A 16357-nucleotide genomic window follows, 5' to 3' on the forward strand; every position below is an offset into this window, starting at 1 on the left:
GCAAAATAACAACTATTTACCGCCACCCTTAAGAAATCAAAAAAACTTGAAACCCCTAGGGTATTTGCGCGCCCCTCAACCCCCTCGCTATACAACGAAGGGCGTCAGGGGAGTTATTGGAGAGATGAAAAAAGTGCGCTAGGCGTTTTGATGCGACTCAGACCGCTGAACGCAACGCGATTCCGTGCTTGCGTAACTTGCGGTAAAGGGTGTTGCGGCTGACACCCAGCTGTTCTGCGGTGAGGGTCATATGCCAACGCTGCTGCTCCAACGTGGCAAGCAATGCCAAACGCTCGGCATCCTCCAAGGGCTGCGTACCCCCTTGCGAGGAAATGGGCGGCTGGCCAGCCTGGCGAATCATCGCGGGTAAATCGATCAATCCTATCCGTCCCCCCTCACACAGAGCCGCCAAGGTGCGCAGCACCGTACGCATTTGTCGGACGTTACCTGGCCAGGAAAAACCCAGCAGCGCCTGGCGCGCATCAAGATCAAGCGTTATCGGCGGCCCTTGTGTTTCCTGTGCCAGCAGAAAATCCAGCAGTTGAGATTTGTCAGTACGCTCACGCAACGCCGGCAGTGCAATCTCTAAGCCGCCTAGGCGATAGTACAAATCCTCGCGAAAAGAGCCGCTGGCAACGCGTGCCGACAAATCACGATGGGTTGCGCTGATGATGCGCACGTTCACGGCCTGCGGTTCGCCACCGATGGGCACCACCATCCGGTCGTCCAGAACCCTTAGCAGGCGAGTCTGCAACGTTAGGGGCATGTCGCCGATTTCATCTAGAAACAAGGTGCCGCCGTCGGCCTGCTGCAGCTTGCCGCGCATGCCTTCCTTGAGGGCCCCGGTGAAACTGCCACCGCGATAACCAAACAGCTCGCTTTCGATCAGGTTTTCCGGAATGGCCGCACAGTTGAGCGCGACGAAGGCCTTGCCGGAACGCTGACTGGCCTGATGCACAGCCTTGGCGAACGCCTCTTTGCCGCAGCCGGTTTCACCGTTGATCAGCAGTGGCACATCGCGCTCGAACACCCGCAGCGCCTTGCGCAGGTCGTCCTGCAGCGCCGGGTCGCCCAGGCAGATACTTGAAAGCTGTGGCTTTTCGGGCTTGGTGATCGGGGTGGGCGCACGCCGCGGCTGGCCTCGCAAGGCGGCAAACAGACTCCGCCCGCTACGGGTACGCAATGGCCAACTGGCGGTCGCATTGGCGCTGGCGCGGCTCAACAGTTGGTCCAGCGAGCAATCGAAAAAGGCTTCCACCGGCTGCCCCAGCAAACCGCTACGCGCCTGCCCAAGCAGGTTCAGCGCGCTCTGATTGGCCGCGCAGATGCGCCCTTCCCCGTCGAACGCCAGCAGGCCTTCGCTGAACAGCCCCACCGACTCGGCCTGCAGGTGAAAGCGCAACAGCCAGTGGTGTTCAAAGTGGCGCAGGAAATAGCAGCTTTCAATCATCTTGGCCGACAGATTGACCAGCGCCATGGTGTGGAACTGGCTCTGGCGCGACACGGCTTCGCGAGCCGACGACACGTCCAGCACCGCCAGCAGTTCGCCATGGGGGTCGAACACCGGGCTCGCCGAACAGGTCAGTCCGGTGTGCCGGCCGCGAAAATGTTCGTCGCGGTGAATCGTCACGGACTGACGCTCCACCAGGCAAGTACCGATGCCGTTGGTGCCTTCGCGGGCCTCGCTCCAATCGGCGCCCAGCCACAACCCGGCGCGCTCGAAAATCTTGCGCTCGGACGGCGCGGTGACGCAGTTGAGGATCACCCCGCGCGCATCGGTGAGCAGCACCGCATGGCCAGCCCCCGAGAGCTGCTGATGCAGGCTGTTCATCTCGCTGCCGGCGATGTGCAGCACGTGCTGCAGGCGTTCGCGGCTTTCCAGCAGGCGACCCTGTTCAAGCACGGTAGGAGCGATGGTCTGCGCGGGGTCGAGGTGGTAGTCCTCCAGGCAGCGCAGCCAGGAGCGGGCAATCGACGGATCGCTGGCGGGGCCTTGAGCAAGGTCATGCCCACGGGTGACGGTCAAGACCTGCTGGGCATGGCGACTGAACTGATCGTTATGCATGTTCTTATTATTCTCCCTGCGTGAGAACGCCCAGCATCCTCCAGGCTCCCAGCCATTGCAATCCTGTCCCGACCCGCCGGTCACGGGCTGTACCGCTTATGGCACAAAGTGTCACCGAGCGTGTACCAAGGGGGTGACAGCAACGCCCAGTAACAAACCCCAACCCATTGAATCACCTGGCCTGCAACGCATTGGCCCAACCTTTGCTCTACGCTTTATCACGCGCTTGCCGCGCTGTACTCCAATAAACATAAAAGCAGGAGATGCCCACCATGCGTTATGCACACCCCGGTACTGAAGGCGCTGTCGTTTCGTTCAAGGCCAAGTACGGCAACTACATCGGTGGCGAATTCGTTGCGCCGGTCGATGGCAATTACTTCACCAATACCTCGCCGGTCAACGGCAAGCCCATCGCCGAATTTCCGCGCTCCACCGCCAAAGACATCGAAAAGGCGCTGGACGCCGCCCACGCCGCCGCTGACGCCTGGGGCAAGACCTCAGCCCAGGACCGCTCGCTGGTATTGCTGAAAATCGCCGACCGCATCGAACAGAACCTCGAACTGCTGGCCATCACCGAGACCTGGGACAACGGCAAGGCCGTGCGTGAAACCCTCAACGCCGACATCCCGCTGGCCGCCGACCACTTCCGCTACTTCGCTGGCTGCATCCGCGCCCAGGAAGGCAGCAGCGCCGAAATCAACGAACACACCGCCGCCTATCACTTCCACGAACCGCTGGGCGTGGTCGGCCAGATCATCCCGTGGAACTTCCCCCTGCTGATGGCGGCGTGGAAACTCGCCCCGGCCCTGGCCGCCGGTAACTGCGTGGTGCTCAAGCCGGCCGAGCAAACGCCGCTGGGGATCAACGTGCTGATGGAACTGATCGGCGACCTGCTGCCGCCCGGCGTGCTCAACGTGGTGCACGGCTTCGGCAAGGAAGCCGGCGAAGCCCTGGCCACCAGCAAGCGCATCGCCAAGATCGCCTTCACCGGCTCGACCCCAGTGGGCTCGCACATCATGCATGCGGCGGCCGAGAACATCATTCCGTCCACCGTTGAGCTGGGGGGTAAGTCGCCGAACATCTTCTTCGCCGACATCATGAAAGCCGAACCGCAATTCATCGAAAAAGCCGCCGAAGGCCTGGTGCTGGCGTTCTTCAACCAGGGCGAGGTGTGCACCTGCCCATCGCGCGCGCTGGTGGAAGAGTCGATCTACGACGACTTCATGAAAGTGGTGATGAAGAAGATCGAGTCGATCAAACGTGGCGACCCGCTGGACACCGACACCATGGTCGGCGCCCAGGCGTCGGAGCAGCAGTTCGACAAGATCCTCTCCTACCTGGAAATCGCCAAGGGCGAAGGGGCGCAGTTGCTCACCGGCGGCAAGGTGGAGAAGCTCAGCGGCGACCTGGCCACCGGCTATTACATCCAGCCGACCCTGCTCAAGGGCACCAACGACATGCGCGTGTTCCAGGAAGAAATCTTCGGCCCGGTGGTGAGCATCACCACCTTCAAGGACGAAGCCGAAGCCCTGGCGATTGCCAACGACACCGAGTTCGGCCTGGGCGCCGGCCTGTGGACCCGTGACATCAACCGCGCCTACCGCATGGGCCGTGCAATCAAGGCGGGCCGCGTGTGGACCAACTGCTACCACCTGTACCCGGCGCATGCCGCGTTTGGCGGTTATAAAAAATCCGGTGTAGGCCGTGAGACGCACAAGATGATGTTGGACCACTACCAGCAAACCAAGAACTTGCTGGTGAGCTACGACATTAATCCATTGGGCTTCTTCTAACTAACCAGGCACCCTCTCCCACACTCAGGAATGCAATAAAAAGTGTGGGAGGGGGCTTGCCCCCGATAGCAATGGACCAGCCAACAATCAAGTAACTGATATACCGCCATCGGGGGCAAGCCCCCTCCCACACTTGGTTCTTTATAAGTACTTGCGAACTGCATTCGGTCCACAGAGGCCGAGTTAAAACAATAACAACGAAAGGTACTTCCCCATGCCTAGCGAACCCACTGGATCTTCCGTCGACTTCGAAAAAGTCGGCACCGATTACTTTCAACAACGCGAACTTAAAAAAGGCGCTGCCGGCTGGGTGCTGTTAGTCGGCCTCGGTGTCGCTTACGTGATTTCCGGCGACTATGCCGGCTGGAACTTCGGCCTGGCCCAGGGCGGCTGGGGCGGGATGTTTCTCGCCACACTACTGATGGCCACCATGTACCTGTGCATGTGCTTTTCACTGGCCGAACTGTCTTCGATGATTCCCACCGCGGGCGGCGGCTATGGCTTTGCCCGCAGCGCGTTCGGCCCCTGGGGCGGTTTTCTCACGGGCACGGCGATCCTGATCGAATACGCCATCGCGCCCGCCGCCATCGCGGTGTTTATCGGCGCGTACTGCGAGTCGCTGTTCGGCATTGGCGGCTGGATGATCTACCTGGCGTTCTACATCATCTTTATCGGCATCCACATCTTCGGGGTGGGTGAAGCGTTGAAGCTGATGTTCGTGATTACTGCCATCGCAGCCATCGCGCTGGGTGTGTTTCTGGTGTCGATGGTGCCGCACTTCAACGTCGCCAACCTGCTGGACATCCCGGTGAGCGAAGCCAAGGGCGCCAGCAGCTTCCTGCCGTTCGGCTACGTCGGTGTGTGGGCGGCGATCCCCTATGCGATCTGGTTTTTCCTCGCGGTAGAAGGCGTGCCCCTGGCCGCTGAAGAAACCAAGAACCCCAAGCGCGACCTGCCGCGCGGCCTGATCGGCGCGATTGTGGTGCTGACCAGTTTCGCCCTGCTGATCCTGGTGATTGCACCGGGCGGCGCGGGCACTTACGCGCTGGTCAAATCCGGCAACCCGTTGGTGGAAGCCCTGGCGTTGTCCTACGGCGGTTCGACCTGGATGGGCAGCTTCGTCAACCTGGTGGGCCTGGCCGGTTTGATCGCGAGCTTTTTCTCGATTATCTACGCCTATTCCCGGCAGATCTTCGCCTTGTCCCGCGCTGGCTACCTGCCGCGCAAACTCTCCGAAACCAACAAGAGCAAGGCGCCGGTGCTGGCCTTGGTGATCCCCGGCATCATCGGGTTTGGCCTGTCGCTGACCGGCCAGGGCGACCTGCTGATTCTGGTGGCGGTGTTCGGCGCAACCATCTCCTACGTGTTGATGATGGCCGCGCACATCACCCTGCGTATCCGTCGCCCTAAAATGGAGCGGCCATACCGTACGCCGGGCGGCATCTTCACCTCGGGCGTGGCGCTGGTGCTGGCCTGTGTGGCCGTGGTGGCGGGCTTCCTGGTGGATCCGCGCGTGGTGATTGGCGCGGCGATCATCTATGGAGTATTAATTGCTTACTTTGCTTTCTACAGCCGGCATCACTTGGTAGCAGGCACGCCGGAAGAAGAATTCGCGGCGATCCAGGCCGCAGAGGCCGCCTTGCACTAACTGCCGTAAACCTCGACGCGGGCGCCTTGCCCGCGTCGTCAAGGAGACACTGTATGGCAAGCTTTTCCCACGCGGTGGGTGCACAGACTTACCGCTTCGACAGCCTCAAGGACCTGATGGCCAAGGCCAGCCCGGCGCGCTCCGGCGACTTCCTGGCCGGCGTGGCTGCACACAATGATGGCGAACGGGTCGCGGCCCAAATGGCGCTCGCAAACACTCCGTTGAAACACTTCCTCGAGGAAGCGTTGATTCCCTATGAAACCGATGAAGTCACCCGGCTGATCATCGACACCCACGACAAACAGGCCTTCGCCACCGTCAGCCACCTGACCGTCGGCGGCCTGCGCGACTGGCTGCTCAGCGACGCAGCCGACGAACACTCCCTACGCGCACTGGCGCCGGGGCTGACACCGGAAATGGCCGCCGCCGTGTCCAAGATCATGCGCGTGCAGGACCTGGTGCTGGTGGCGCAGAAGATCCGCGTGGTCACCCAGTTTCGCGGCACCATGGGTTTGCGCGGGCGTCTGTCCACGCGCCTGCAACCCAACCACCCCACCGACGAGCCGGCCGGCATCGCCGCCAGCATTCTCGACGGCCTGCTCTACGGCAACGGCGACGCGATGATCGGCATCAACCCGGCCACCGACAGCATCGCCTCGATCTGCGCCATGCTGGAAATGCTCGACGCAATCATCCAGCGCTACGACATCCCCACCCAGGCCTGCGTGCTGACCCACGTCACCACCTCCATCGAGGCGATCAACCGTGGCGTGCCGCTGGACCTGGTGTTCCAGTCGATTGCCGGCACCGAAGCGGCCAACGCCAGCTTCGGCATCAGCCTGAGCCTGCTGCAGGAAGGCTACGACGCGGGCTTGAGCCTCAAGCGCGGCACCCTGGGCCAGAACCTGATGTATTTCGAAACCGGCCAGGGCAGTGCCTTGTCGGCCAACGCGCACTTTGGCGTGGACCAGCAAACCTGTGAAGCCCGCGCCTATGCGGTGGCCCGGCATTTCAAACCGTTCCTGGTGAACACCGTGGTCGGCTTTATCGGCCCCGAATACCTGTACAACGGCAAGCAGATCATCCGCGCCGGTCTCGAAGACCACTTCTGCGGCAAGCTGCTCGGCGTGCCGATGGGGTGCGACATCTGCTACACCAACCACGCCGAAGCCGACCAGGACGACATGGACACCCTGCTGACCCTGCTTGGCGTAGCCGGGATCAACTTCATCATGGGCATCCCCGGCTCCGACGACATCATGCTCAACTACCAGACCACCTCCTTCCACGACGCGCTGTACGCCCGCCAGACACTGGGCTTGAAACCGGCGCCGGAGTTCGAGCAGTGGCTGGCGAAGATGGGCATCTTTACGCAAGCCGACGGCAAGGTACGCTTCGGCAACAACCTGCCACCGGCATTTCGCCACGCCTTGGCGCAACTGGGATGAAGGAGCCGCCTGTGCAACTCGACCTGCCTGACAACCCCTGGCTGCAATTGCGCCGCCTGACCCCGGCGCGCATTGCCCTGGGCCGCACCGGCACCAGCATTCCCACCAGCGCGCAACTGGACTTCCAGTTTGCCCACGCCCAAGCGCGGGACGCGGTGCACCTGCCCTTCGACCATAAAGGGCTGAGCCGCCAATTTGCCGAGCGCGGCCGCGACAGCCTGTTGCTGCACAGCGCCGCCACCGACCGGCATACGTACCTGCAGCGCCCGGACCTGGGGCGCCGCCTGAGTGACGAGTCGGCGCAGATACTGCGCGACTACGCTGCAGCACACCCCGATGGCGTGGACCTGGCAATCGTGGTGGCCGATGGCCTGTCGGCGCTGGCCGTGCATAAACATACCGCGCCGTTTCTGACACGCCTGGAAGAACAGACCCACGCCGAAGGCTGGTCGCTGTCACCGGTGATCCTGGTCGAACAGGGCCGCGTCGCCGTGGCCGATGAGATCGGGCAACTGCTCGGCGCCAAAATGGTGGTGATCCTGATCGGCGAGAGGCCGGGGCTCAGTTCACCGGACAGCCTGGGCCTGTATTTCACCTACAACCCCAAGGTCGGCCTCACCGACGCCTACCGCAACTGCATCTCCAACGTGCGCCTGGAAGGCCTGAGTTACGGCATGGCGGCCCATCGCCTGCTGTACCTGATGCGCGAGGCGTGTCGTCGGCAGCTGTCGGGGGTCAATCTCAAGGACGAGGCTCAACTGCAGACCCTCGAGTCGGATGACCCGGACCTGATGAAAGGCAATTTCCTGCTCAGCCCGCCCGTGGACTGATCGCAGCACGATTGCGCTTTTTCGCGACGTTAGGCAGCATCGAGTCACGGCCGCGCGTGTGGTCATCCCCCATTTGGAAGTTGAGGCCTGGCATGCGGATTACTCAAGCGACCCTGGAACACCTGGACCTGCTCACCCCGTTGTTCGTCAAATACCGCGAGTTCTACGGGGCCCTGCCATTCCCGGACTCGTCGCGGGCCTTTCTGGAAAAGCGGCTGCGACGCAAGGAATCGGTGATCTACCTGGCGCTGGCCGACGATGATGACAAACGCCTGCTGGGGTTCTGCCAGCTGTACCCGAGTTTTTCTTCGCTGTCGCTCAAACGGGTATGGATCCTCAACGACATCTATGTGGCCGAAGACGCGCGCCGGCAACTGGTCGCCGACAACCTGATGCGCACCGCCAAGAAAATGGCCAAGGAAACCCACGCCGTGCGGCTGCGGGTGTCCACCAGCAGCGACAATGAGGTGGCGCAGAAGACCTATGAGTCGATTGGCTTTCGCGAAGACACCGAATTCAAAAACTACGTGCTGCCGATCAACGAAGACTAACGCTCGGTGCCCTGTGGGAGGGGGCTTGCCCCCGATAGCAGTGTGTCAGCCACTATTAATATCACTGACCCACCGCCATCGGGGGCAAGCCCCCTCCCACATTGATCGTCCCCACGCTCTGCGTGGGAACGCCTCCCGGGACGCTCCGCGTCCCGGCTGCCCCTTCACACTTTCGCGACACTCCCCGCTACAAAAGCCACACGCTTTTCACCTCTCAATCCGTATAATGCGCACCTCTCAGGGTTGTAAGAATCTCGACATACACGTGTAGCCTTATTACCCGTCGTTCCCGCACTGGCCTGCTGAGCCGGGCCATTCACACAGGTGCCATCCATGGATTTCAACCCGCTAGACCTTATCCTGCATCTCGACGTTTACCTCGACATGCTGGTAACCAACTACGGTCCGTGGATCTACGCCATTCTGTTCCTGGTGATTTTTTGCGAGACCGGCCTGGTGGTCATGCCGTTTCTGCCGGGTGATTCGCTGCTGTTCATTGCCGGCGCCGTTGCCGCGGGCGGCGGCATGGACCCGGTACTGCTGGCCGGCCTGCTGATGCTGGCGGCCATCCTCGGCGACAGCACCAACTACGTGATCGGGCGAACGGTGGGCGAGCGCTTGTTCAGCAACCCGAACTCGAAAATCTTCCGTCGCGACTACCTGCAAAAAACCCACGACTTCTACGACAAGCACGGCGGCAAAACCGTGACCCTGGCGCGCTTCCTACCGATTTTGCGCACCTTCGCACCGTTCGTCGCCGGCATTGCCAAAATGCCCTACCCGCGCTTCTTCGGGTTCAGCGTACTCGGCACCATCCTCTGGGTCGGTGGCCTGGTGACCCTGGGCTACTTCTTCGGCAACGTGCCGTTTATCAAGAAGAACCTGTCACTGCTGGTGGTGTTCATCATCCTGCTGTCCCTGGTACCGATGATCATCGGCGTAGTGCGCAGCCGCTTTGGCCGCACCTCCTCCGAAGCCAACCCGCACTGATCGCCCATGTGGTCCCTCAGCGCCTGGCGTCGCCGGCGCCTGCTGGCAAAGCACCCGATTGCCGATGACACCTGGCAGCGGGTGCGTCACCACCTGACCTTTCTCGATGGCATCACCGCCGAGCAAGACCAGTGGCTGCGCGAAGCCTGTGTGCTGTTTCTGGCGGATAAACACCTCACCGCCCTGCCCGGCGTCGAACTGCATCAGGAACAGCGCCTGCTGCTCGCCGCCCAGGCGCAACTGCCGCTGATGAACCTGGGCGACCTCGACTGGTATCAGGGCTTCCATGAAATCGTGCTGTACCCCGACGACTTCCTCAGCCCGCAACGCCACCGCGATGCCAGCGGCGTGGAACACGAGTGGGACGGCGAACACAGCGGCGAAGCCTGGCAACAGGGCCCGGTGATCCTGGCCTGGCCCGGCGTATTGGCCAGCGGCCAATGGGAAGGCTACAACCTGGTCATCCACGAGCTGGCGCACAAACTGGACATGCTCAACGGCGACGCCAACGGCCTGCCGCCGCTGCACCACGACATGCGCGTGCAGGAATGGGCCAGCGTGATGCAAAGCGCCTTTGACGACCTCAATCGCCAACTGGACGCCAACCCGGACGCCGATACCGAGATCGACCCTTACGCGGCCGAAAATCCGGCGGAATTCTTTGCCGTGACCAGCGAATATTTTTTCAGCGCCCCGGATTTACTGGCCAGCCATTACCCGCAGGTGTACGCCCAACTCAGCCGCTTCTACCGCCAGGATCCCCTGGCCCGCCTGACTCAACTGCAAGCCCACGACCCGCGCTACCAGCCACAGGGCGAATGACCGTACGACGCCTGGCGCATGGCATCTGCGTCAGAATATGCCTATAATCGCCGCCACTTTTAGGCCAATCCGGCCATGTCATATGGCCAACTACGGGGGCAACGCCCAATGAGCTACAGCAAGATTCCGGCTGGCAAAGACCTGCCGAACGACATCTACGTCGCCATCGAAATTCCGGCCAACCACGCGCCGATCAAATACGAAATCGACAAAGACAGCGACTGCCTGTTCGTTGACCGTTTCATGGCCACCCCGATGTTCTACCCGGCCAACTACGGTTTCATCCCCAACACCCTGGCTGACGACGGTGACCCCCTCGACGTGCTGGTCGTGACTCCTTACCCGGTCACCCCAGGCTCGGTTATCCGCGCTCGCCCGGTCGGCATCCTGAACATGACCGACGACGGCGGCGGCGATGCCAAAGTCATCGCAGTGCCACACGACAAGCTGTCCCAGCTGTACGTCGACGTGAAGGAATACACCGACCTGCCAGCGCTGCTGCTGGAACAGATCAAACACTTCTTCGAGAACTACAAAGACCTCGAAAAAGGCAAATGGGTGAAGATCGACGGTTGGGGCAACGCAGACGCCGCCCGCGCCGAGATCATGAAGTCGGTTGCCGCCTACAAAGGCTGATACCCGCACCGCATTGCCACGGCAATAGAAAAGCCCCGATGATTCGGGGCTTTTTTTTGGCGAAAATAAACATCGAGTTCATTTATTAACTTGCGACGTTCAACTAACCGGAACCACTGAAGAATAAGACTACAACTAAGGAAAAGCCTACACGCGCAACTCAACGCATGGTTTATTTGAATAGCTTTCCCGGCCAGTAAACTCTGCGTTCATGAATACATCAGGTGATCGTTTAAAAGCGCTACTACGGGAAGTTCATCTTTCCGCCTCCGACTTCGCCAAGAACCGCGGCGTCACGCCTCAGCACGTGAACAACTGGTTCAAGCGCGGCGTCCCCATGGGCCGACTCAACGAGATCGCAGAGCTCCTATGCGTCTCCAGCCGCTGGTTAAGCGACGGCCGCGGCCCCAAACACCCACCGGCCAATTACCTGCTGGACGGCCCCAACGCAAGGATTGCATCTGCCCGCGAAGACATCGGCAAATACCTCACAGGCCCCGCCTGCCGCCCGGAAAACCCCGACGTGGAGATCCCCCTCCACCCCACGTTCACCTCCACCGAGCGCATCCGCGTCTCCCAGCACACCCTCAAAACCCTCAACGTAGACCCCGACCGCGCCGTAGGCGCCTACATGGTCGACAACAGCATGATCGACATCATCCAGCAAGGCGCCACCCTCGCCGTCGACAAAGGCCGCACCCAGATCGTCGACGGCGAAATCTACGCCGTCGAACACGACGGCATGCTGCGCATCAAATACCTCTACAACCGCCCTGGCGGCGGCCTGCGCATGCGCAGCCACAACGCCAGCGAACACCCGGACGAATACCTCACCTACGACCAACGCTTCGAGCAGAACTTCCAGATAGTGGGCTGGGTATTCTGGTGGTCCACCCTCAACAACCGCCGCCCACCGGTACCGCTGGACGAACACCTGCTGGGCTGGGAAGGCTCTGAATCGGAACCGGAGGTGGGCAACTGAAGTGAATGTGGGTATCATGCGCCGCACATTTGGCAGGGGAATGGCTTCACGCTGTTTGCCCCGTCAGGCGATGCGGAGGAGTTCCCGCAGATGCCCTACTATTCAGCCCGACGCAATGTGGGCTGAGCGATTTGAAGGCTGGTGAGGCTTGTCAAAAACAAGCTGAGGCAGTCCCCGAGAAGCCGGCCACAAGCCGGCTTTTTAATGCCCGTCGATCTCAGCTCAATTGTCCGATAGCTGTTGGACAAGTGAATATTCAATAAGCGGGCACCTAATCTACCAACCTTCTATCCGCGTCACGGCCGCTGCAAACACCCCACAGCCCGATCCGCCACCATCTTCGCCATCTCTACCAAATGCATCACTGCCCTTTGCGGCGCTGCCATCGGTTCCCCGAGCATCTGCGACGTGGCCACCGCACAGTGCAACAGCTCAGCCACTTGCACCCAGGCGTCCTCGAAGCTCAGTTCTTCATTTACGGTAAATGGATTGGTCGCGGGTGATGATGATGACTCTGGACAAACGTTATCCATAGCAAAACTCCTAGCAGTAAGTGATTACCACCGTCCTTTCGCGACTAAACGAGCAGAGGTGGCGGCTGTACGCAGGTTAGTCGACCGGCCGCTAGGCACCGGCGCACCCGGAGGTGCCCTGCGCACAGCCACCATAAAGTGCAGGTGAGAAAACACCTGTCTTTGGGATGGCGCGTGCGCCTAGCGAAGTACGAGCGACTAAACCCGATCACTGAATAGGCAGTGACAATCCGCAGCCTAGTCACCCATCCCCGCTGGCGCAATGCGCTTGGGATTCTCTCGGAAACGTCCTGCAAATGAAAGGGATCCGCCCTGCCGGCCCTTTAAAATCAGCGCATTTTCAAGCCTGTGTTCCCCCCACCCACTTGTGTGCTCCGGTGACACGCACCTGCTCTTGCCCCCACGCCATAAACCCCAGATGAAACGTCCTACACCCATATCTAAACAAACCGTTTAAACCCGAATCGCGTGCATTCCTCGCCGCTTGGCCCAGAACCTGCTTATTGCACACCGTACAATAAAACCGGCTCGAGCCGGGCCAACACCCATCACCGCTGCTCACTGCAGCTCGGGGGAATGCTGATGTCCACATCACCGCTTCACTCTTCCAACCATGGCTTGTCGCGCTCGCTTAAAGAGCGCCACGTCATGTTGATCGCGATCGGCGGCATTATCGGGGCCGGTTTGTTTTTGGGGTCGGGCAAGGCGATTGCCACGGCGGGGCCGGCGTTGTTGCTGGCGTATGCGTTGTGTGGGGGGATGGTTTATCTGATTGCGCGGGCGCTGGGGGAGTTGTCGTTGTATCGGCCCAGCAGTGGGTCGTTTGCGACCTATGCCGAGGAGTTTCTGGGGCCGCGGGTGGCGTTTATTACGGGTTGGTCGTACTGGATGATCTGGATTCTGGTGGGGGTGCTGGAGGTGACCGGAATTGGTTTGTTGATGAAGTATTGGTTCCCGGAGTTACCGCAGTGGATTCCGGCGTTGGTCACGGTGGGCGTGTTGATGGTGATCAATCTGTTTGCGGTGAAGACGTTCGGCGAGGTGGAGTTCTGGCTGGCGTTGATCAAGGTGCTGACGATAGTCGGGTTGATTGGGGCGGGGTTGGCGATTTTGCTGTTTGGGCTGCCGACATCGGCGCCGACGACGCCTTCGGTGACCAACCTGTGGCGCCATGATGGATTTTTCCCGAATGGCTGGAGCGGCTTCTGGTTCGCGGTGCCTGTGGCCGCGTTTACCTTTGCGGGGATTGAGGTGGTCGGCCTGGTGGCGGCGGAAACGGCTGAGCCGCAGCGCACGTTGCCACGGGCGATCAACAGCATTTTGTGGCGGATGGCGATTTTTTACCTGGGGTCCATCGCGGTGATCATGGCGCTGTATCCGTGGAATCAGATCGACACGGCGCAAAGCCCGTTCGTGATGGTGTTCGACAGTATCGGCATGGGCGTGGCGGCCGGGTTTATCAACTTTGTGGTGATCAGCGCGTTGGCGTCTTCGTGCAATACCGGGCTGTTTGCTACCAGCCGCATGTTGTTTGCGCTGTCGCATATCCAGCAGGCGCCGCGTCAGTTGCAGGTGTTGAGCCCACGCCAGGTGCCGGCCCGTTGCCTGATGGTGTCGACCGCGATTTTGCTGGTGGGGGTGCTGCTCAATTACCTGATCCCGGAGAGCATTTTCAGCCTGTTGATGACCGGGATTCTGGGCCTGTTGATTTGGGTGTGGGTGGTGATCATGGCGGCGCATATGGCCTATCGCCGTAAGGTGCAGCGCTGCGCGTTGGGTGAGGTGCATTACCGCCTGCCCTGGCCCAAGGTCAGCAGTGTGCTGGTGTTGGGCTATTTGACGGTGCTGGTGGTGTTGGTGATCCGCGACCCGGAAACGCGCGCGGCGGCCTATGTGGCGGCGGCATGGTTTGGGTTGTTGATGCTAGTGTATCCGAAACCTGCCGCATCGAAGGGGGTGGGTGATGCCTGGAATGCTTGAACTCACGCGTTGCCTTCAACGCTATATCCGCGCCAATCCCAACAGTGCGCGCCAACTGGACTGGGCCGCGCGGGTGATGCCCGGCGGTAACACGCGCTCAGTGTTGTTTTATGAGCCGTTCCCGCTGGTGATGACGGGCGGCAGCGGCTGCTTTCTCAACGATCTGGACGGGCACCGCTACGTCGACTTCCTCGCCGAATACACGGCGGCGCTGTATGGGCACTCCCATCCGGTGATCACCCATGCGTTGACCGGGGCGATGGCGAACGGGCTGAACCTGAGCGCACACACCGAATTGGAGGCACGGCTGGCGAGCTTGATTGTGGAGCGCTTCGCTTGTATCGAGCAGGTGCGCTTTACCAACTCCGGTACCGAGGCGAATCTGCTCGCGCTGGCGGCGGCAAAGGCCTACACCGGACGCAGTGCAATCATCGCGTTCAACGGCGGTTATCACGGCGGCGTGTTGAGCTTTGCCGGGGCGAACACGGCGATGAATGTGCCCCATCGGGTGTACCTGGCCGACTACAACGACATGGACAGCGTCGAGCGCTTGCTGCATGAGCATGTCGATATTGCGGCGATTCTGGTGGAGCCGATGCTGGGCGCCGGCGGCTGCATCTGCGCCGAGCCGGGCTTTCTCCAAGGGCTGCGTGAAAGGAGCCAGGCCCATGGCGCATTGCTGATTTTCGATGAGGTGATGACCTCGCGTCTGGCCCCCGGCGGGCTGCAGGAAAAACTGGGTGTCAGGCCCGACCTGATGACCCTGGGCAAGTACATCGGTGGCGGCATGCCGTGCGGCGCGCTGGGCGGGCGAGCGGACATCATGGCGCAGTTCGACCCTCGCCAGGGGCGCCTGTCCCATGCCGGCACCTTCAACAATAATGTGCTGACCATGGCGGCGGGCATCGCGGGTCTTGAGCAGGTGTACACCCGCGAAGCGGCGCTGGAACTCAATGCCCGCGGCGACGGCTTGCGCGAGCATCTCAACGACGTGCTGGCGCCCCTGGCGATGCAATTTACGGGGCAAGGTTCGGTGATGAATCTGCATCCCACGAGCGTCCCGATTCGTCGCCCCGCGGATATTCCAACCCACCGCAACCACCTGCGCGACCTGTTCTTCTTTCACTTGCTCGAATGCGGTATCTACAGCGCGCGACGCGGGTTGTTCGCGCTGAGCCTGCCGCTGACTGACCGCGAGCTGATCCGGCTGATAACGGCTACGCACACGTTCGCCGAGCGCTACGGCGGGGATTGACGGCTGCTGCGCAGGAGCGACAGCGAATCGGTGAACCGCTATCCTTTCGCCGTCGCTCAACCGGAACCCACCGCCATGACCAGCAAGACCGCAAACCCAAGGGGCAGGCGTAAAAAGGCCGCTGGCGCAGACACACAAAGCCCGTTGAACAAAGACGCCATCATTGCCGCCGCACTGGCGTTGATCGACCGCGACGGCCTGGACAAATGCAGCCTGCGCAACCTGGCAAGCCGCCTGGGCGTGTACCCCACGGCCATCTACTGGTACGTCTCGTCACGCGAGTTGTTGCTGAGCGAAGTGCTGGCCAAGGTGTTGGAGCATGTCGCGCCAGAGCCTGCGCAGCGCTGGCAGGACTACCTGCGTGCGGCGATGGTCAATTGCCATGATGCCGTGCGCCTGCATCCGAACATCGCGCCGTTGTTGGGTTCGCAACTGGTGTCCAACTCCAGCACTGACTTTAAGTTAGTCGAAGGCGTGTTGGCGGCCTTGCAGCAGGCCGGCTTCAGCGGCCCTGCTTTGTCCGGGGCCTACAATACGTTTATCGCCGCCCTCGCCGGCTTCACGACGCTGGAGTACGCGCCGTTGCCGGAGAATACCGAGGCATGGCAACACCAGGTGCAGGAAAGCCTGCGCACCGTCGACCCGCAGCAGCACCCCACCCTCGCGCAGAATATGGACCAATTGAGCAATCGCGGCTTCAGTCTGCGCTGGCAAAACGGGGTGGACGCGGCGCTGGATGAGAGCTTCGCGTTTTACGTCGACACCATTCTCTGCGGCCTGGAAACCCTGGCCGCCCGCCGCTGAAAATTCGCACAGCAAAACCG

The 16357-nt window shown here is 61.2% G+C and carries 14 protein-coding genes; 12 read left to right on the forward strand and 2 right to left on the reverse strand.

Going from position 1 to position 16357, the window contains the following annotated elements:
* Positions 1–157 precede the first annotated feature (157 nt).
* Positions 158–2065, reverse strand: a complete 1908-nt coding sequence (locus SC318_RS23385) for a sigma-54-dependent Fis family transcriptional regulator (protein ID WP_320428629.1) — start codon at positions 2063–2065, stop codon at positions 158–160.
* Between the two features lie 272 nt (positions 2066–2337).
* Here SC318_RS23385 and SC318_RS23390 point away from each other — a divergent pair, with 272 nt between their 5' ends.
* The 9 genes from SC318_RS23390 (at position 2338) to SC318_RS23430 (ending at position 11765) form a co-directional block, all read left to right on the forward strand.
* Complete coding sequence (locus SC318_RS23390) at positions 2338–3858, forward strand: acetaldehyde dehydrogenase ExaC (RefSeq protein ID WP_320428630.1); 1521 nt, start codon at positions 2338–2340, stop codon at positions 3856–3858.
* Positions 3859–4072: 214 nt separating this feature from the next.
* Entirely contained in the window at positions 4073–5506 is a 1434-nt protein-coding gene (gene eat / locus SC318_RS23395) for an ethanolamine permease (RefSeq protein ID WP_320428631.1), read from the forward strand.
* 53 nt (positions 5507–5559) lie between these two features.
* Complete coding sequence (locus SC318_RS23400; RefSeq protein WP_320428632.1) at positions 5560–6954, forward strand: ethanolamine ammonia-lyase subunit EutB; 1395 nt, start codon at positions 5560–5562, stop codon at positions 6952–6954.
* On the forward strand, positions 6951–7784 hold the full coding sequence (gene eutC, locus SC318_RS23405) for an ethanolamine ammonia-lyase subunit EutC (RefSeq protein ID WP_320428633.1): 834 nt from the start codon (positions 6951–6953) through the stop codon (positions 7782–7784). Before SC318_RS23400 ends, eutC begins: the two co-directional genes overlap by 4 nt.
* Positions 7785–7876: 92 nt before the next feature.
* Positions 7877–8335 carry a GNAT family N-acetyltransferase gene (locus tag SC318_RS23410; RefSeq protein ID WP_057703190.1) on the forward strand — a complete coding sequence of 153 codons (459 nt, stop codon included), beginning with the start codon at positions 7877–7879 and terminating at the stop codon, positions 8333–8335.
* A gap of 333 nt (positions 8336–8668) precedes the next feature.
* The gene (locus tag SC318_RS23415) at positions 8669–9325 is read left to right on the forward strand and encodes a DedA family protein (protein WP_046069710.1); all 657 of its coding nucleotides are present in this window, start codon (positions 8669–8671) and stop codon (positions 9323–9325) included.
* A 6-nt stretch (positions 9326–9331) separates the two neighbouring features.
* Positions 9332–10147 (forward strand): M90 family metallopeptidase, encoded by an 816-nt coding sequence (locus SC318_RS23420; protein WP_320428634.1) that lies wholly within the window; start codon positions 9332–9334, stop codon positions 10145–10147.
* A gap of 108 nt (positions 10148–10255) precedes the next feature.
* Complete coding sequence (ppa, locus tag SC318_RS23425; protein ID WP_320428635.1) at positions 10256–10783, forward strand: inorganic diphosphatase; 528 nt, start codon at positions 10256–10258, stop codon at positions 10781–10783.
* A 211-nt stretch (positions 10784–10994) separates the two neighbouring features.
* On the forward strand, positions 10995–11765 hold the full coding sequence (locus tag SC318_RS23430; RefSeq protein WP_320428636.1) for a LexA family transcriptional regulator: 771 nt from the start codon (positions 10995–10997) through the stop codon (positions 11763–11765).
* 296 nt (positions 11766–12061) lie between these two features.
* Here the strand turns inward: SC318_RS23430 and SC318_RS23435 are convergent, their stop codons facing one another.
* A complete protein-coding gene (locus SC318_RS23435; RefSeq protein ID WP_320428637.1) occupies positions 12062–12298 on the reverse strand; it encodes a hypothetical protein in 237 nt (78 codons plus the stop codon).
* 582 nt (positions 12299–12880) lie between these two features.
* On the opposite strand from SC318_RS23435, the gene SC318_RS23440 reads away from it, so the two are divergent.
* The 3 genes from SC318_RS23440 to SC318_RS23450 are packed head-to-tail and all read left to right on the forward strand — an operon-like array spanning position 12881 to position 16337.
* Positions 12881–14278, forward strand: a complete 1398-nt coding sequence (locus tag SC318_RS23440) for an amino acid permease (protein ID WP_320428638.1) — start codon at positions 12881–12883, stop codon at positions 14276–14278.
* A complete protein-coding gene (locus tag SC318_RS23445) occupies positions 14262–15533 on the forward strand; it encodes an aspartate aminotransferase family protein (RefSeq protein ID WP_320428639.1) in 1272 nt (423 codons plus the stop codon). Before SC318_RS23440 ends, SC318_RS23445 begins: the two co-directional genes overlap by 17 nt.
* 30 nt (positions 15534–15563) lie before the next feature.
* Positions 15564–16337, forward strand: a complete 774-nt coding sequence (locus tag SC318_RS23450; protein WP_320428640.1) for a TetR/AcrR family transcriptional regulator C-terminal domain-containing protein — start codon at positions 15564–15566, stop codon at positions 16335–16337.
* Positions 16338–16357 lie beyond the last annotated feature (20 nt).

This window comes from Pseudomonas sp. MUP55 (assembly GCF_034043515.1).
In the GTDB taxonomy this organism is placed as follows: domain Bacteria; phylum Pseudomonadota; class Gammaproteobacteria; order Pseudomonadales; family Pseudomonadaceae; genus Aquipseudomonas.